Source organism: Micromonospora sp. WMMD1120 (assembly GCF_029626235.1).
Taxonomy (GTDB): Bacteria; Actinomycetota; Actinomycetes; order Mycobacteriales; family Micromonosporaceae; genus Micromonospora.
The window spans coordinates 4,043,565-4,060,702 of the sequence record NZ_JARUBO010000005.1 but is presented as its reverse complement, the minus strand read 5'-3'; the positions used below and the strand labels follow the sequence as shown (position 1 = coordinate 4,060,702).

The 17,138-nt window shown below is 71.0% G+C and carries 18 protein-coding genes; 12 read left to right on the top strand and 6 right to left on the bottom strand.

Going from position 1 to position 17,138, the window contains the following annotated elements; genetic code table 11:
• The first annotated feature begins 118 nt into the window (after positions 1 to 118).
• On the top strand, positions 119 to 757 hold the full coding sequence (locus O7634_RS19140; protein WP_278151480.1) for a class I SAM-dependent methyltransferase: 639 nt from the start codon (positions 119 to 121) through the stop codon (positions 755 to 757).
• A gap of 37 nt (positions 758 to 794) precedes the next feature.
• Here O7634_RS19140 and O7634_RS19135 read toward each other — a convergent pair whose 3' ends face one another.
• Together O7634_RS19135 and O7634_RS19130 are read right to left on the bottom strand one after the other, a co-directional pair.
• Positions 795 to 1,325: an adenylate kinase gene (locus tag O7634_RS19135; protein ID WP_278151479.1), complete on the bottom strand. Its 531-nt coding sequence runs from the start codon at positions 1,323 to 1,325 to the stop codon at positions 795 to 797.
• A gap of 74 nt (positions 1,326 to 1,399) precedes the next feature.
• Entirely contained in the window at positions 1,400 to 2,305 is a 906-nt protein-coding gene (locus O7634_RS19130) for an alpha/beta hydrolase (protein ID WP_278151478.1), read from the bottom strand.
• A 136-nt stretch (positions 2,306 to 2,441) separates the two neighbouring features.
• Between O7634_RS19130 and O7634_RS19125 the strand changes: the two genes are divergently transcribed.
• From O7634_RS19125 to O7634_RS19075, 11 genes are all read left to right on the top strand, one after another.
• Complete coding sequence (locus O7634_RS19125; protein WP_278151477.1) at positions 2,442 to 3,263, top strand: PIG-L family deacetylase; 822 nt, start codon at positions 2,442 to 2,444, stop codon at positions 3,261 to 3,263.
• Between the two features lie 288 nt (positions 3,264 to 3,551).
• Positions 3,552 to 4,745 carry an endo-1,4-beta-xylanase gene (locus tag O7634_RS19120; RefSeq protein WP_278151476.1) on the top strand — a complete coding sequence of 398 codons (1,194 nt, stop codon included), beginning with the start codon at positions 3,552 to 3,554 and terminating at the stop codon, positions 4,743 to 4,745.
• A 226-nt stretch (positions 4,746 to 4,971) separates the two neighbouring features.
• Complete coding sequence (locus O7634_RS19115; protein ID WP_203146772.1) at positions 4,972 to 5,313, top strand: metalloregulator ArsR/SmtB family transcription factor; 342 nt, start codon at positions 4,972 to 4,974, stop codon at positions 5,311 to 5,313.
• Positions 5,314 to 5,472: 159 nt separating this feature from the next.
• A complete protein-coding gene (locus O7634_RS19110) occupies positions 5,473 to 6,234 on the top strand; it encodes a hypothetical protein (RefSeq protein WP_278151475.1) in 762 nt (253 codons plus the stop codon).
• Between the two features lie 149 nt (positions 6,235 to 6,383).
• Positions 6,384 to 7,616 carry a prenyltransferase/squalene oxidase repeat-containing protein gene (locus tag O7634_RS19105; protein ID WP_278151474.1) on the top strand — a complete coding sequence of 411 codons (1,233 nt, stop codon included), beginning with the start codon at positions 6,384 to 6,386 and terminating at the stop codon, positions 7,614 to 7,616.
• Entirely contained in the window at positions 7,616 to 8,278 is a 663-nt protein-coding gene (locus tag O7634_RS19100; RefSeq protein ID WP_278151473.1) for a uracil phosphoribosyltransferase, read from the top strand. Before O7634_RS19105 ends, O7634_RS19100 begins: the two co-directional genes overlap by 1 nt.
• Positions 8,227 to 9,033, top strand: a complete 807-nt coding sequence (locus O7634_RS19095; protein ID WP_347404269.1) for a class I SAM-dependent methyltransferase — start codon at positions 8,227 to 8,229, stop codon at positions 9,031 to 9,033. Before O7634_RS19100 ends, O7634_RS19095 begins: the two co-directional genes overlap by 52 nt.
• Positions 9,026 to 9,586, top strand: coding sequence for an inosine/xanthosine triphosphatase (locus O7634_RS19090; RefSeq protein ID WP_278151472.1), 561 nt, complete (start codon positions 9,026 to 9,028; stop codon positions 9,584 to 9,586). The genes O7634_RS19095 and O7634_RS19090 overlap by 8 nt, the downstream gene beginning before the upstream one ends.
• A gap of 27 nt (positions 9,587 to 9,613) precedes the next feature.
• Complete coding sequence (locus O7634_RS19085; protein WP_278151471.1) at positions 9,614 to 10,492, top strand: carbohydrate kinase family protein; 879 nt, start codon at positions 9,614 to 9,616, stop codon at positions 10,490 to 10,492.
• Complete coding sequence (locus O7634_RS19080; RefSeq protein WP_278151470.1) at positions 10,486 to 12,156, top strand: P-loop NTPase fold protein; 1,671 nt, start codon at positions 10,486 to 10,488, stop codon at positions 12,154 to 12,156. Before O7634_RS19085 ends, O7634_RS19080 begins: the two co-directional genes overlap by 7 nt.
• A gap of 144 nt (positions 12,157 to 12,300) precedes the next feature.
• Positions 12,301 to 12,678, top strand: a complete 378-nt coding sequence (locus O7634_RS19075; protein WP_278151469.1) for a DUF6223 family protein — start codon at positions 12,301 to 12,303, stop codon at positions 12,676 to 12,678.
• Between the two features lie 46 nt (positions 12,679 to 12,724).
• Here O7634_RS19075 and O7634_RS19070 read toward each other — a convergent pair whose 3' ends face one another.
• The 4 genes from O7634_RS19070 to O7634_RS19055 all read right to left on the bottom strand — a co-directional run bounded on the left by O7634_RS19070 (position 12,725) and on the right by O7634_RS19055 (position 17,084).
• On the bottom strand, positions 12,725 to 13,387 hold the full coding sequence (locus O7634_RS19070) for a response regulator transcription factor (RefSeq protein WP_278151468.1): 663 nt from the start codon (positions 13,385 to 13,387) through the stop codon (positions 12,725 to 12,727).
• Complete coding sequence (locus tag O7634_RS19065; RefSeq protein ID WP_278151467.1) at positions 13,384 to 14,526, bottom strand: sensor histidine kinase; 1,143 nt, start codon at positions 14,524 to 14,526, stop codon at positions 13,384 to 13,386. The genes O7634_RS19070 and O7634_RS19065 overlap by 4 nt, the downstream gene beginning before the upstream one ends.
• A gap of 10 nt (positions 14,527 to 14,536) precedes the next feature.
• A complete protein-coding gene (locus O7634_RS19060; RefSeq protein WP_278154014.1) occupies positions 14,537 to 16,396 on the bottom strand; it encodes an ABC transporter ATP-binding protein in 1,860 nt (619 codons plus the stop codon).
• 196 nt (positions 16,397 to 16,592) lie between these two features.
• Positions 16,593 to 17,084: a MarR family transcriptional regulator gene (locus O7634_RS19055; protein WP_278151466.1), complete on the bottom strand. Its 492-nt coding sequence runs from the start codon at positions 17,082 to 17,084 to the stop codon at positions 16,593 to 16,595.
• Between the last annotated feature and the right edge of the window lie 54 nt (positions 17,085 to 17,138).

The window sequence follows — 17,138 nt, the reverse complement described above, 5'->3', positions numbered from 1 at the left end:
GTCCTGTCTACGCTGGATCGAGTCGTGTTCGCCACCAGTAAGACGCAAACCGTGCGTCGGTGCAGCACAATCGGCGCGAAACAGTTCGACAGTGCGCAACCGTCGGTTGGAGGTAACCGTGGCAACGGTGTCCCACCCGGTGTTCGCCCGGGTCTACCAGCGACTCAGCGTCGCCATGGACCGCGCCGGCACGGCGGCGTTCCGCGCCGACCTGGTCGCCGGCCTGTCCGGACGGGTGATCGAGATCGGTGCCGGCAACGGTCGGATGTTCGCCCACTACCCGCCGGGAGTGACCGAGGTGGTCGCCGTCGAACCGGAACGACGGTTGCGCGCCGCCGCCGAGCGCGCCGCGCCCTTCGCCCCGGTTCCGGTCACCGTCGTGGACGGCCTGGCCGAGGCGCTACCGGCCGGGAGAGGCGAGTTCGACGCGGTGGTGGTCGCGTTGGTGCTGTGCACGGTGCCCGACCCGGCCGGTGCGTTGGCCGAGGCGAGCCGGGTGCTGCGGCCCGGGGGCGAGCTGCGCTTCCTCGAACACGTCGCCGCCGAGGACGGCAGCCGCGTACGCCGCGCCCAACGGCTCCTGGACGCGACGCTGTGGCCGAGGCTGTTCGCCGGCTGCCACACCGGTCGGGACACGGTGGCCGCGATCGGGGCGGCCGGCTTCCGGATCGAGGAGCTGCGCCGGTTCCGGTTCCCGGCCGGCAGCAACAGCCCCTCCTCGCCCTGCGCCCTCGGACGGGCGGTCCGGCCGGCCTGACACCCGTGCCGGCCAGAGCGCCGCTGGCGTTCGCCGCTCAGCGCCGGGGCAGTCCGGCCAGCCAGTCGTCCACCTCGGCAGGGGTGCGCAGCAGCACCACCGGCGGCGCGGACGGATCGCCCTGCCAGGCCCGCATCCGTCGACGGGCCCGGCGGAACGCGGTGACGTGCCACACCAGGATCGAGTCGCGGGACAGCACGCTGCTCAGCGACTCGCGGTTGCCGTTGCAGATGACCTCGCCGGTCAGCACCCGGCGGACGGTGCGGCGGAGCAGCCGCCAGAAGGAGCGCCACCGGGGGAGGTCCAGGCCGACGACCAGGTCGGCGCGGGCCAGCACGACGTCCCGCCAGCCGTGGTAGGCCCCGTCGATGATCCAGCGGTCACGCCGGCAGATCTCCTCGATCCGGCCGCGCTGCTGTGCCACCGGCACCTCGACCCAGCCCGGCTGCCAGAGCAGGTCGTCGACCGGATGCCAGGGCAGCCCGAGACGGTCGGCCAGCCGTGCCGCCAGTGTGGACTTGCCGGAGCCGTACACGCCGTAGACGAGGATGCGACGCGGTGCGCTCATCGCGGCAGCGTACGTCGGGTCCGCCGCGCTCACGCCGGGCCGGAGGGTCGCCGCAGGTCACCGGGGCTGACGGATCAGACCTGCAGCACCGCTTCCGCGAACGCCTGCGGCGCCTCCTGGGGCAGGTTGTGCCCGACGCCACCGCCGACGGTGCGGTGCTCGTACTGACCGGCGAACTGCTTGGCGTAGACGCCGGGTTCCAGGTGCGGCGCGCCGTTGGCATCCCCCTCCAGGGAGATGCTCGGTACGTTGATCTTCGGCTTACCGGCCAGACGCTGCTCGATCTCGTCGTACCGGGCCTCGCCGTCGGCGAGGGCCAGCCGCCAGCGGTAGTTGTGGATCACGATGTCGACATGGTCGGGGTTGTCGAACGACGCCGCGGTGCGGTCGAACGTGGCGTCGTCGAACGTCCATTTCGGCGACGCCGTCTGCCAGATGAGCCGGGCGAAGTCGCGCCGGTTCCTGTCGTACCCCTCCCGTCCGCGTTCGGTGGCGAAGTAGTACTGGTACCACCACGCGAACTCCGCCTTCGGGGGCAGTGGCACCCGGCCCGACGCCTGGCCGTCGATCAGGTAGCCGCTGACCGAGACCAGCCCCCGGCAGCGCTCGGGCCAGAGCGCCGCCACGACATCGGCGGTACGCGCTCCCCAGTCGAAGCCGGCCAGCTTGGCGGTGTCGATCTTCAGCGCGTCCATCAGCGCTACCAGGTCGAGCGCCATCGCCGCCGGTTCGCCGTTTCGCATGGTGTCGGCGGAGAGGAACCGGGTCGTGCCGTAGCCGCGCAGGTACGGCACGACGACCCGGTATCCGGCGGCGGTGAGCACCGGCACGACGTCGACGAAGCTGTGGATGTCGTACGGCCAGCCGTGCAGGAGGATCACCGCCTCCCCGTCGGGTGGCCCGGCGTCCACGTAGCCCACGTTCAGGAGCCCGGCGTCGATCTGTCGCACGTCGGTGAATCCCGCGGCGGCCTTTGCCATCGGCTTCCCCCTGTACCCGATCTGCCGGAACCTGTCGACCACTGCCGAATCTAGGAACCGGCGGCGGTCCCGCGCGCCGTTTCGGCCGACAACCACTCGGCGCATACCGCTCGGCCGCGTTGCGTAGGGTGAGCACATGGCTGAGCGACCCCTGACCCTGATGGCGGTGCACGCCCACCCGGACGACGAGGCGACCAGCACCGGCGGCGTCCTCGCCCGCTACGCCGCGGAGGGGGTCAGGACGGTCCTCGTGACGTGCACCGACGGGCGCTGCGGCGACGGTCCCGGTGGGGTGAAGCCGGGCGACCCGGGGCACGACCCGGCCGCCGTGGTGGCGATGCGCCAGGCCGAGTTGGCGGCCAGCTGCGCCGAGCTGCGGGTCAGCCACCTGGAGACGCTCGGGTACGCCGACTCCGGCATGATGGGGTGGTCCACCAACGACCTGCCCGGCTCGTTCTGGACGACACCCGTGGCGGATGCTGCGGCCCGGCTGGCGGAGCTGATCCGGCGGTACCAGCCCGACGTGATCGTCACGTACGACGAGAACGGGTTCTACGGCCACCCGGACCACATCCAGGCCCACCGGATCACCATGGAGGCGGTGCGGCAGACCGACGTCCCGGCGAAGGTCTACTGGACCACGGTGCCGCGCTCGGCGTTCGCGGAGTTCGGTCGGGTCATGAAGGAACTCGGCATCGAGTGGGCCGAACCGGAGGCGGACGGCCCGCAGCTCGGCCTTCCCGACGAGGACATCACCACCTGGGTCGACACGCGCGGCTACGGCGCGCAGAAGTTCGCCGCGCTGGCCACCCACGCCAGTCAGACCGAGAACATCTTCTTCCTCCAACTCGGCCAGGAGCGGTTCGTCGAGCTGATGGGCGTGGAGACCTTCCTCCGCGTCGGTGACCGCACGGGCGCGCCAACGCCCGAGGACGATCTCTTCGCCGGTCTGCGCTGAGCGCCGCGTCCGGCGCACGGCACCGCACCCCGATCCCGAAAGTTTCGGCGGTCGGCCAGTCAGGGTCTCGCAGCTCACCTGAGCCATTTCCGGAAGTTTTCAGCGTTGACGCCCGGACATAGACGGCCTTAACGTTTCGAGCAGGTTTCCGGTTTCCGGCCGGAACTACCGGTGTCGCCAGCCACTGACGCGGCTGCCGACGCCCGACCACAACCCCAGCTCCACCATGCCCACACCCGACCCTCACCTTCTAGATCGACATCTATCTATTGATCGAGAGGTAGGCACATGAAGTTAAGGCAGTGGACGACGGTCGGCGCGGTCGCCGTCGCGACCGTCGCGGCGCTGAACACGGTGCCGGCCACCGCGAGCCGGCCGTACGACCCCACCGCGCAGAGCCTCGCCACCCTCGGCATGCGGCACGGGCTGCACGTCGGCACGGCGGTCAACCTGGACGCCCTCAACGACGCCAACGACCCGCAGTACCGCAAGCTGGTCGAGTCCGAGTTCTCCTCGGTCACCGCGGAGAACGCGATGAAGTGGGAGAGCCTGGAGCCCACCCGCGGCACCTACAACTGGGGGCCGGCCGACCAGCTCGTCGAGGTCGCAAAGCGCAACCGGCAGAGCGTGCGGGGCCACGTGCTGGTCTGGCACAACCAGCTACCCGCCTGGCTGACCAGCGGTGTCGCCGACGGCTCGATCAGCAAGCAGGAGCTGCGCGAGCTGCTGCGCAGGCACATCACCACGGTCGTCAACCGCTACAAGGGCAAGATCTGGCAGTGGGACGTGGTCAACGAGGCGGTCAGCGACCCCTGGGACACCCCGTCGACGCTGCACTACAAGGGCTTCTGGGCGCAGAACCTCGGGCCCGGCTACATCGCCGACGCGTTCCGCTGGGCACGGGCCGCCGACCCCAGGGCGCTGCTGTTCTACAACGACTACAACATCGAGGCGTTCGGGTCCGGCAACCCGGCGGACGACAAGACCCAGTTCGTCTACGACATGACCAGGAGCCTGCGGGCCCAGGGTGTGCCGATCGACGGCGTCGGTTCCCAGGGCCACCTGGGCACCCAGTACGGCAACTTCGACACCCTCCAGGTGACCGCGGCGCTGAAGAGGTTCGCCGGGCTCGGCGTCGCCACCGCCTTCACCGAGGTCGACGTCCGCAGCCGGCTCACGGAGGGTGTCCAGGCCGGCGACGCGGAGGAGATCAACCCACGCCTCCAGGCCTCGGCCGCGAACTTCAGCGTGCTGATGAAGGCGTGCCTCGCGGTCCGGAGCTGCCTGTCGTACACCGTCTGGGGTTTCAGTGACAACCACTCGTGGGTGCCGGGCTGGTTCGACGACCCGCCGGAGGGTCTGGCCACGCTCTACGACGAGAACTACCAACCCAAGCGGGCGTACCACGAGTTGAAGTCCGACCTGATCTTCGCTGGGCCGCCGTACGTGCAGCCGCGCGTGGCGCCGAAGCCCCGGCGCTGACCCCGGCGGGCCCAGCTGATTCGACGGCGGGTACGTCGGTGTAGGGCCGTGTGGGGTGCGGCGGCGCCCCACACGGCCCCTACGCCGCCACGATCGTCGCCGGTCGGCGCACTGGCGGCTCTCCGTAGCGGCCATCCGGACGCCATCGGCGGACTGATGTCTGTTCTGCCAGCTTATTGATGGTTTTGGTGTCACTATGGCAGGCGTGGGAACTGCGAAAACTGCCATGCCTGCGATCTCGCCGCTCACCGGCGATCCGATCAAGCGGGCCGACGCCGAGCGACTGGCGGGGGTGCTCAAGGCCTTCGCCGATCCGGCGCGACTGCGACTGCTCAGCCTGATCCAGTCCGCACCGGACGGTGAGGCGTCGGTGAGCGACCTCACCGCGGCGCTCAACCTCTCCCAACCGACGGTGAGCCACCACCTCCGGATCCTCACCGAGGCCGGCCTGCTCGAACGCGACAAGCGCGGGGTGTGGGCGTACTACCGCCTGGTGCCCGCCGCCATCGCGCAGATCGCCGACCTGCTCACGCCGCCGCGCAAGCGGGCCACGAAGCGCACCCGCTGACCGGGTCCGGGCGAACACGCTGGTCAGATGGCCGATCGCAGCGCCATCGGTGTGGCGACGTCCCGTTTGCCGGCCGTCCGGTTAGCGTCCGATTGCGGTGCGTGGTCGTTTCGGATCACTCGCCGCGGGGAACTGCCCGGGTAGAGCCGAGGGGTGATCATGAGCCGATACCGCCACGCACCGACCGCCCGTGCGCGCCGCCTGGCCGCGCTGGTCCCGTTGCTCGGCACCGTTGCGCTCGCGACGGCCTGCACCGCCACCGAGGACCCGCCCGCCGCCGCCCCGACGAGCACGGCGCCGACCTCCGCCCCGGCGTCGACGACCCCGACCGGACCGGCATCGCCGAGCGACAGCGCGCCGGCGACCATCCCGACGTCGGCCTTCGTCGAGCTGCCCACCGAGCTGCGCAAGTCTCCCCGGCGGGCGACGTCGGTCGGGGACGCCCTGCCGAAGCTCTGCGCCAACGAGTTCGGCACCGGGGATCGGCAGGTGACAGCGAGCGCCGCGATGACGGTCACCTACAAGCTGGCCGACGAGCCGTCCAGCAACGTGCCGCAGGGCATGATCCACCAGACCATCTTCAGCTTCGACGGCGACGGCGCCTCGGCGTACCTGACCCGTCTGCGGACCGCCATCGAGGCGTGCCCGACCTACGAGCGGTCCGGGCCGGTCACGGTGCAGAGCAAGACACTGACCGGCGTCGGCGACGAGGCGTTGCTGCTGACCCGGACATGGCCGGAGACGGCTCTGAGCGGCGAGCGCACCGGCCGCCTGGCGTCCAGCCAGATCGCCGTGGCCCGCGTCGACGACGCGGTGACGGTCCTCGACGACCAGGGGTGGGAGGGCACCAGCGGCAACCCCACGATCCTGGACCGGACCCTCCGCGACGGGGTGCGCGCCATCGACACCTGGCAGAGGTGACGCCCGGGCCAGCTCTGCTCCACCGATCCGGAGATTTCCCGCCGACGGTCAGCCGTCATTGACGAGACCCAACGTCAGCCGCCAACATCGTATGACGGGAAGCGCCATCGATCTCCGATGTGGCCCTGTCGAGCATGATGGGCGGTGCCGTGACCGAGGACCTGTGGACGTTCGACGCGAAGATGCTCGGCGTCACCATGGAACTGGACCGCACCCGCAGGGAACTGGACAGCGTCGCGAAGTACGCCCGTAGTCGATACATCGGCGCCAGTCCTGGCGGCGGCTGGCGGCAGTTCCTCGACGAGGGCGGCCAGCCAACGGTCACCGGGACCGCGTGCGTCGTGCAGTCACTGGCCCTGATTCACGAGGGCCGCCGCGACTACCAGATGGACGGGGCCGGCCAGTACCTGGTCGACGTGGTGCAGGCCGACGGCGGGTGGACGAAACCCGAACTTGAGGGACGGATCTGCCTGACCCTGACGACCTGTCTCGTCCTCGGTGCGCTGGTATCGCTGGGTGGCCACGCACAGGACGCGATAGCGGGGGGCGCCGCCTGGCTGCGGCGGGCCCAGAACCCGGACGGCGGGTGGGGCAATCTGCCGAAGGACCAGTTGAGCGACGTCACCTGCACCGCGTACGCGATCCGTACCCTGACCCTGGTCGGGCAGCACCACGACGGAGTCCAGGCGAGCGTGGGCGCGGCCGCCGAGTGGATACGTCGACGGCGGCTGCCAGGAGGTGCCTGGGGCAGCCGAACCGGCCGGTCGGGCTCTCTCGCCCACACGAGTCACGCGGTGGAGGGCCTGTTGGCCGCGGGCGCCGAGCCGTCCACCCTGGACGAGTCGCGCGAGTGGTTGTTGCGGGAGGTCACGGACCGGTCGAACCCGTGGCTGGAGCACTATCACTACAGCGAGGACTACCCGAGCGACCTCCCGGTCGGCAGCCGCCTGACCTGGACCCATCTGCCGGCCGAGCGGAGCCTGATCGCGCTGCTCAAACTGGGCGTGGACCCGATGGACGACATCGTGCACTCCCTTGTCGCCGACATGCGGGCGAGGCACGTGGACGACACGTACTGGAGTGTCGCCACCGTGCCGGACGCGGCACCGTCCTGGGCGGTGTTGGAGGCGACCTCGGGATTGATCCTCTACCGCGACCGGCTGGAGAAGTCCGGCCAACTGAGCGTGGTTCGCGCCGTCATCCGCGAGCTGACCGACCGCCTCGCCGACGTCACGTCGACGGCGTCCGCGGCTACCGACGATCTCGCCGCGCTCACTGACCGCGTCGCCATGCTGGAACGGCTGATCGCCGAGTCGGGCGAGACGAACCGCCGAACGCGCCGGCTGCCCGGCCTCCTACGCCAGTGGGAGGGACGATCGTGATGCAGCCAGAGTCTTACGCCGACGCATCGGCGACACCGCTACTGGTGATCGTCTCTCGGGAGGCGGACCGGCTCAAGCGCGACCTGCTCGCCCGGCGCGCGGACCCGCTGGAGGCGAGCAGGCTGGTTTCCGCGATGGGGAAGATCCTGTTGCAGGGGCTCCAGCGAGCGGCACAGCCGGGCGACGTCCTGGTGCCGATCTTCGTCATGCGGGGCGGTCTGCTGCTCCAGTCGGCCTGGCGGGACGTGGTCGGACCAGGCCCGAGCGGGGTGATGGCACCGATCCGTCAGGCACACCACCAACAGCCCCGCGTGGCGTACGTCTCGTTGCCGGCCGTCCCCGGAGCTCGACTCGTGTTGGTCGACGTGATCGTCGCCTCGGGTCGCACCATGGCCGCCTGCCTGGACGAACTCCGGTCCCGCCTGCCGATGGCGAGGCTGCGGCGACTGAGTGTCGCCACGCTGTTCCTGGCCGACGTCGCCCGTCGGAGGCTGCTGTCCGCAGCGGACATCGACGTCACCTGCATCTGGCACGACGAGCGGGTCGACGACGGCGGCCGAATGGTGGGCCCCGGATTCGACGCCGGGGACTATGCCCTCGGTGGTTCGGAATGGCCATACCTGACCTGGGCCTCCGGTCGCTCCGGGCCCGCGCCGGCATGACCAGGACGCCAACCGAGTGCCACCGGTGTGGGGGGTCCGCCCGGCGGGGTCGGCAGTCACACCGACTGGCGAGCGGGCGTGCCGCCCGACGCCGGTCACTCTGGGAGGCGCAGCGGGCTGCGTCCGTGGCCGGCCTACTCGTTGAGGCCGCTCCCCGGACCGGCGGGGTGGCGCTGGACCTGGGCTGCGGCACCGGGGCGGTGGCCCGTGAGTTGGCGGCACGGTTCGACCGGGTCGTCGGGTTGGACCGGTGCGTCTGCACCGTCCGACTCGCGGCCGGGCGGGAGGGGTCCGGTTCGGGGGGGGTGTCCTGGCTCGCCGGCGACGCCGAGCGGATTCCGCTGCTCGACCGGTCGGTCCACCTGGTCTACAGCTACGGCGTCCTGCACCACCTGTCGCTGCGCGGCACCACCGCGGAGATCCGCCGGGTGTTGGCGCCCGACGGCGTTGCGGTGATCGTCGACTTCACCATGCCCGGCTCGCGGTCCGCCTGGCCACACCTGACCGCGGCGATCCGCGCCTTTCCCGGTTACCGCCGACGCCTCGGCGTCCGCGCAGCGCTCGATATCACGCTGTTCCGCGTCGACCCCGGATGGATCGCTCACCTGCGACGGGACGTCTTTTACTCGCCGTCGGGGTTCCGCAAGCAGATCGGTCAGGCCCTGCCGGGAAGCGTCGTGGCGCACGAGGCGACCCGATCGACAGCCGTGTGGCAGGCGGCGGGAACATCGCCAACGGAGGCGTCGAATGCGTGACATCCACGAGCCCACCGCACCGCCGCTCACCGTCGCGGTGGGGTCGCGCAACCCGGTCAAGTTGGCGGCGGTCGAACAGGCGTTTCCGCTCCTGCTCGACCGTCTGATCGTCACCCGACCGGTGGACGTGCCCACCGCACCCACGCAGCCCCTCTCGGATCAGGAGACGTTGGCCGGAGCACGCCACCGTGCGGAAAGGGCTCACGTCGCCCTGCCGAGCGCTGACTTCTGGGTCGGCATCGAAGGTGGTGTGGACTCCGTCGAGGGCACGTTGATGGCGATCGGGTGGGTGGTGGTGCGACATCAGGACGTCACCGGGATCAGTCGCACCGCCAGTTTCGAACTACCCGAGCAGGTGGCGGTCCGCATTCGACAGGGCGCCGCGATGGGCGACCTGAGCTCACTGGCCCACGCCGACCGTCCGCCCGTCACCGGGCTGGTTGGCGCACTGACTGTCGATCGGATCACCCGGGAGTCGTTGTACGTGCAACCGCTCATGCTCGCCCTGATGCGGTCGCTGCCGGTCTGGGTGGACGTGTCGAGCCGGGTCTAGCTGGGGATGGCGGTGCGCCCACGGGGCATGCTGATCGTGGCTGACGTCATGCTCGACGTCATCGCCGAGCCGAACGTGCCGCTGACGCTCGATGCCGAACTTCTCGACCACGCCTACGGCCGCACCTCGATGCGGCTTGGTGGAAGCGGCTCGCACATCGCTCTGCACGCCGTCCGGTTGGGCCTCGGCCCGGTCCGGCTCGCGGTGGCCGGCGCCGACCCTCCAGGCATCGTCGGTCCACTGGCCACACTCCGGGCCGCCGGTGTGGATCTGATCGTCAACCCGTCTCCGCGTACCGTCGGCACCGCCGTGATCACCTATCTGAACGACCAGGAACGGATCATGCTCGTCGATCCCGGCGCCTCCGCGACACAGTGGAGTGAGGACACCATCAACCAACTCACCGGCGCGCTCGACGACGTCGGAGTCCTCGTGGTGTCCGGTCACGCGCTCTTCCGGGACGCTACCCGCGCCGGCACCGAACGGATCATGCGCGCGGCGGTGGCGGCACAGGTGCCGGTGGCGCTGGATCTGGTGCCACACTCGGTGCACCGCAGCATCCCGGCGGCCGAGCTGACACGCCTCCTGCAACCGGTTGACGTGCTGGCCGCCGCGGCGGACACGCTGCTCGCGTACGCGGGTTCGCGCCGGACGGCACCCCGCGACTACGCCGAGCTGCCGGCGGTGGTAGAGAAGTTCCTCGAACACCACGACACGCTCCTCGTCCAGCTACCTGACCGGACGTGCTGGGTGGTCGACAGCCACGGGCGGTCGACGGTTCGGCAACTGGCGACGGCAAACGGCCGGACGGCGTTGACCGACCGATTCATGGTGGAGGTGTTGGCCGCGCGGTTCTGCGGATGGCGCGAGCCGGAACGTACGGCTGACCACTCCGCCCGATGGTGAATGGGGTTTGTGTGTCCAGGGAACGGATTCTTCTCGACACTCCGTCCGACGCGCCAGCGCTCGGTTTCACTCGGATCGGACGTGCCCTCGCCACCATGATCGAGACTAGTGAGCCCCAGTTCGCCGTGGGCATATTCGGCGGCTGGGGGTCCGGCAAGACCACTCTCATGCAGGCGGTCGAGGCGAATCTCGACAAGAACCGCACCCTCGCGCCGTGGTTCAACGCCTGGCGCTACGAGCGAGAACCACACCTGATCGTTCCGTTGCTCGACACCATCCGCGGTGAGCTCGTGCGGTTGGCCGCCGAGCGTGACCCGGCCGCCCGGCAGCTCGTCCGTGAGGCGGCCGCGCGGGTGGGTCGCGTCGTGCGGGCGCTCGCCCGGGGCATGTCGGCGGAGATCGGGATACTCGGGGTCGCCACGGTGCAGTACGACGGTGGCGCGACGGTCGACGACCTGGTGGGCGACGGCAAGCTCGCCGACACCGCTGCGCAGTCGCTCTACTACTCCTGCTTCGAGGAGTTGCAGAAGGCTTTCGAGACCATGACGACCAGTGGCATCGAACGGGTGGTGGTCTTCATCGACGACCTCGACCGGTGCCTGCCGTCCACCGCGCTGGACGTCATCGAGTCGATGAAACTCTTCTTCGACCTGCCCGGCTTCGTCTTCGTGGTGGGTCTCGACCAGTCAGTCGTGGAGCAGGCCGTGCAGGTGAAGGTGGCGAAGGCCCTTCCCGCAGCGGTCAGCGAGGTAGGCCAGGCCGGGGCGATCGGCACCGCACGACGGGCTCGGCTGCTGGAGCGTGAATACGTCAAGAAGATCTTCCAGGTGCCGTACACGTTGCCGCCGATGGTGGCGGAGCAGTTGGACGAACTCCTCGCCAGCATCTGCGAGTCAGCGAGGTTGCCCGAGGAGCAACGCGCCGACCTCCAGGACCGGGTGCGGGGCTATCTGGATCACATCGCGGTGGACGGCCAGGTCAACCCGCGTGAAATCAAGCGGTTCGTCAATGCCTACACGCTCCAGATGCTGGTGCGCCGGCAGCTCGACCGCGACACCGTCCTCGCCGTGCAAACCCTCGCCTTCCGGTACGACTGGGGGCTGTACGAGATCCTGCTCGACGATCCGGATGCCTTCTCCGCGACGATCCGTGACTACCGGGACGGGAACTCGGCGGCGTTGAGCGAGATGTGGCCGACCCTGGGCGGGCCGGCACCGGACCTGACCGCGTTCCTACGCTCCCCCTGCGCCGCCCCGCTCACCGGTGGTGGTCTGCGGGCGTACCACACCAGTCTGGAGACGGCGGTGCACGTCGAGAAGTGGGTGACGGAGGCGTACGGCAAGGTCGGCCTGTTGCGCCGGCTCGCCAGAACCGTCCCACAGCTGCTTGAGCAGGGGTCGATGGCCCGGCGCGTGGAGGACGTCGGCCGCGAGTTGTCGGACGTCGTCGCGGAGCTGCGCCGGCTGTTCGCGGGGGCCGGTGAGTCAGACCGCGCCATTGTGGTCCTGGACCGGATCAGCAAGCTGGTACGCGTGCCGCAGAGCGCGATGACCGTCGAGAAGGCCGCCGCTTGGCTCGTCGACGTCGACAAGCAGATCACCAGCCTCCAGAGCGAGCTCCGCTCACTGCGGCAACTGTCCGCTCGACCCCCGGGCGCGATCTGAGGCGACGTCACCCGTGGCGGTACGACCGCACGCATCCGTACTCCGAGGGTGGTAATGCCTCTGTCATCTCCGGCATGACGACTCGGGCTCGGTCCGCTTCCTAGGCTTCGGCCGGAAGCTGCCCCGCGATCGAGGAGATCCGCCATGTCCGTCCGCCACCTGTTCGTCACCGCCGTAGCCGCACCCGCCGCGCAGCCGACCGCGGCGGTCGCCATGAGCACGGGACGGTTGGGCGCCAGCACCGCCGTCCTGCTGGGGCTGGTCAGCATCGTCATCGGTGGGCTGGCGCTGGGCCGCCCCGACAGCCGGCTCGGCACCGCTTCCGGCCTCCTGGGAGGCGGGCTGGCAGTGGCGACAGCACTCCTCGGCACCGCGCTCGGCGGCGTGGTGGTGGCCACCTCCGACGGTGGCGTCGGCACCGGCAACGGGCTCGGCGGCGCCGTCGTGGCAGTGGCGGTCGGATTGGTCGGCGTGCTCCTCGGCGGGCTGGCGGTGCTCCGCGCCCGGCGGCAGGCCGCCTGAACCGCGCACCGCCGACGCACCCGGCGGTGCGGACCAGCCGGGGAGGTCAGGAGCTGGTCAGCCAGCCGGGAACGGTCAGGCCGGACTCGTAGGCGAGGATCACCAACTGCGCCCGGTCCCGCACCCGGGTCTTGGTCATGATCCGGCTGACGTGCGTCTTGGCGGTGGCCGGGCTCAGCACCAACCGCGCGGCGATCTCGTCGTTGGACAGCCCGGCGGCGACCAGGGTCAGCACCTCCCGCTCCCGCTCGGTGAGCATCTCCAGTCGCGGCCCCGGGTCGGGATGCCCGGCCCGGGCCGCGAACTCCGCGATCAACCGACGGGTGATCGACGGCGCGATCAACGCGTCACCCCGGGCCACCACCCGCACCCCGTGGATCAGTTCGGCCGGTTCGGTGTCCTTCACCAGGAAGCCGCTCGCCCCGGCCCGCAGCGCGCCGTAGACGTAGTCGTCCAGGTCGAACGTGCTCAGGATGACCACGCGGGCGGCCGAGGTCGCCACGATCCGCCCGGTGGCCGCGAGGCCGTCCAGCACCGGCATCCGGATATCCATCAGGACGACGTCCGGCCGCAGCCGCCCGGCGAGCCGCACCGCCTCGGCGCCGTCGGCGGCCTCGCCGACGACCTCGATGCCCTCCTCGCCGTCCAGGATGGACCGGAAGCCGGCACGCACCAGCGTCTGGTCGTCGGCGAGCAGCAGTCGGATCACTGCTCCCCCACCGGCGTCGGAACCTGTCGCAGCGGCAGTCGGGCCCGGACCCGGAAGCCGCCGCCCGGCTGCGCGCCGGTGACCACCGAACCGCCGAGCGCCCGCGCCCGCTCCCGCATGCCGAGGATTCCGCTGCCCGGCGCGCCCGACTGACCGGCGCCGTCGTCCTCGATCTCCACCAGCACGTCGTCATCGTCGGCCCGGACCCGGACCACAGCGGTCGTGGCGTCCGCGTGCCGCGCCACGTTGGTCAGGGCCTCCTGGACGATGCGGTACACGGCCAGGTCGACCTCCCGGGGCAGCGACCGGGTCTCGGTCAGTTCGGCGCGGATCGTCAACCCGGCCCGACCGGCGGTGGTGACCAGCTCCTCGATGCGGGTCAGACCGGGCGCGGGCACCGCCACCTCCGCGCCCTCCTGCCGCAGCACGCCCAGTGTCGCCCGCAGCTCCCGCAACGTCTCCCCGCTGGTCTGCTTGATCGCGGTGAGCGCCTGCTCGGTGCGGACCGGGTCCGGCCTGTGCAACGCGGCACTGGCCTGCACGTTTATCAGCGAGAGGTGGTGGCCGAGGAGGTCGTGCAGATCGCGGGCGAGGCGTAGTCGCTCCTCGGTGGCCCGTCGCCGGGCCTCCTCCGCCATCCGCTGCTCGGCGGCGACCGTCCGGGCCCGCGCCTCGGCGAGGTACGCGCGGCGGTTGCGGGTCACGCCGACGATGACCGCTACCAGCCAACCGGCGTGCAGCAGCGTCGCACCGTTCATGCTGTCCGGGGAGCGGTTGTCGCTGTCCGCGAGGGCGAAGGCGAGCACCGAGACGATGCCGAGCCCGACGGCGACCCAGAGGAACCCCTCGTCGACGACCGTGTAGAGGGCCACGACGAAGACCAGCATGATCGGGCCCGGCCTGTGCAGCAGCGCCCCGTACGCGCCAACGGCGACCAGCGCCACCACGCCCACCGGCACCGGATGACGGCGGCGGACGAACAGCGCGCCGGAGGACGCCAGCACCACCGGCAGCGCCGTCCACTCGGCGGCGGTGTCGATGCCGCGCGACTGCACCACCAGGCCGACGAGGGCGACCAGACCGACGACGAGCACCAGGGCCGCGTCCGCCGGTCGACCACGCCACCGCGACGCCGACATGGACCGCAGCCTAACCTCCCTCGGCCACTGTGGTGTCGTAGCCGGCGGCCTGGAGGGCGAACAGTTCCGCGTACCGGCCGCCGGCGGCGACGAGGTCGTCGTGCGTACCGACCTCGACGAGTCGACCCAGGTGCAGCACGAAGATCCGGTCGGCGTGCCGGACGTTCGCGAGCCGGTGCGTGATGAGGATGGTGGTGGCCCTCCCCCTGCGGTCACGGATGGCCTGAAACAGGGCATCCTCGGCGCGCGGATCGAGCGCGGAGGACGGCTCGTCCATGATCAGCAGTTCGGCGTCGCGCAGGAATCCGCGGGCGGCGGTGATGCGCTGCCACTGACCGCCGGAGAGGTCCTGCCCGCGGGCGAAGGTGCGGTCGAGCAGCGTCTCGTACCCGTGGGGAAGCTCCTCGATCATCTGGTGGGCGACCGCGCGGGCGGCGGCGGCCTCGATGCGGTCCTGCCGGGCCTCGGTGTCGACGTCGCCGATGGCGATGTTCGTGGCGGCGGTGAACGGCCACTTGTGATATTCCTGCGTCACCACGGCGATCCGGGCGCGCAGCCCGCCGGCCTCCCAGTCCGACAACTGCCTGCCGTTCCACTCGATGGCGCCCCCGCTGGGCGCGCGGAGCCCGGCGATCATCGCGGCGAGGGTGGACTTGCCCGAGCCGTTCTCCCCGACGAACGCGACGGTCTGCCCGGCGGTGATCGTCAGGGTGATGCCGTCCACCGCCGGGGTGTCCCGGTCGGGGTAGCGCAGACTCACGTCCCGGACCGCCAACTCGCGCAGTCGTTCGGCCGGGGCGCCACCCCCGGTCCGGGTGCCGTCCGGCAGGTAGGCGGCGGCCCGGACCATGAAGCCCGTGTAGTCACCGAAGTGCTGGCCCTGGGTGTAGACGTGGTCGACCTGGAAGGTGGCGATGGCCAGCGACCGCTGCGCCGACTGCACCGCGATGACGCAGGTCGCCGCGGCGGCGAGCGGGATCTGCCCGTCCAGGAGCAGCAGTCCGAGCAGGACGTACACGGTGCCGGTGGCGAGGCCACCGATGACCGCCCCGACCGTGGTGGTCGTGGTGACCCGGCGGGCGAGGGCGAGTTGGATGTCGGTCTCCACGCGCATGACCCGGTCGTACTGGTCGAGCAGGAACCCGCGCAGCCCGTACGAGCGCAGCTCCGGCGCCGAGGCGCGTTCGGCCATCAGCTTGTGCAGCAGCCACAGTCGACGCCGGCGCACCGACCCGGCGGTGTACGTCCGGTAGCGCAGGTGCCCGGACCGCAACGACGCCCAGGCGTTGGGCACCGTGGCGACCAGCAGCGCCACCAGCAGCAACGGGTGGATGATCACGACTGCGGCCGCCACGGCGAGCAGCCCGGCCAACCCGGCGAGCAGGTTCATCGACGCCTGCACCAGCCCGATCGTCGACTCGGTCCCCCGGGACGCGCGTTCCATGTCGTCGGCGAACGCGTCGGCGTCGAACGCCTCCAGCCGGACGGCGGTGGACACCTCGAACAGGCCACGCTCCACCTCGCGGCTCACCCGGGGGGTCAGCCCGTTCTGGGCGTACCCGGTGGCGATGCCCATGCCGGCGCGGAGCGCGACGGTCGCCGCCAGCACCGCCAGGGCGGGCAGCGCCGCGCGCACCTTGTCGGCGGTCGGCCCGCCGGCGAACAGCTCCACCAGCACCCGCTGCGTGGCCAGCAGTCCGAAGGCGGCCATCACCCCCGCGCCGACCGTCGCGGCGGCGACCACGCCGGTACGGAGCCGGTCGGCGCGCCAACTGATGCCCAGGGCTGTCCAGACCAGCCGGGGCAGCTCCGCGAAGACGGCGAAGACGCCGACCTCGGCCCGCGCCCGCACCCCCGTCTCCCACCACATCTCGCGCAGCTCCGGCAGCACCGAGTCGGTGCCCGGGGAACGCGGCCGACCTGGTGTGCCGGTGCGGACCTCGGCGGTGGCGGTGTCGGTCATGGACGTACCTCCCGGGCGGTGCGGCCGGCTCCTGGAGGATTGGACCACCCGGAGGTAGCTCTCGGCAATCGCTCGCACACTCGCCGTCATCAGTCTGCAGCGATCACCCCTGGCGCAGGGCGTCGAGGCGTACGCGCAGCGCCGCCGCGATCTCGCCGGCCGCGACGATCTGGGCCGGCGTGAGGGCGTCGACGAACAGCTCCCGGATGGCGCGCAGGTGCGGGACGGTGGCACCGCCGAACGCCTCGGCGCCGGCCGCCGTGAGCAGCACCTCCGCGCCCCGGGGAACGGTCGGGCACTCCCGGCGGCTGATCAGGCCGCGACGCTCCATGCGGCCCAGGTGGTGGGAGAGCCGGCTCCGCTCCCAGCCGATGTGCGCGGCCAGCTCGGAGGACCGCATCGACTGCCCGTCGGCCTCGCTCAGCGCGAGGAGCACCGCGTAGTCCCCCGTCGACAGCGACGAGTCGCTCTGCAGGCGGGACTCCAGGCGCGAGCCGAGCGCCGCCGTCGTCTCGATGAAGTCCCGCCAGATCCGCAGTTCGTCGGCGGTCGGGAACTGACGCCCCCCGCGCCGCACGGGTGTGGTTTCCGCCATCGCACTCTCCCGGGAATTGACGCGTCAATCGCCAAGTTAACATGATTGACACGT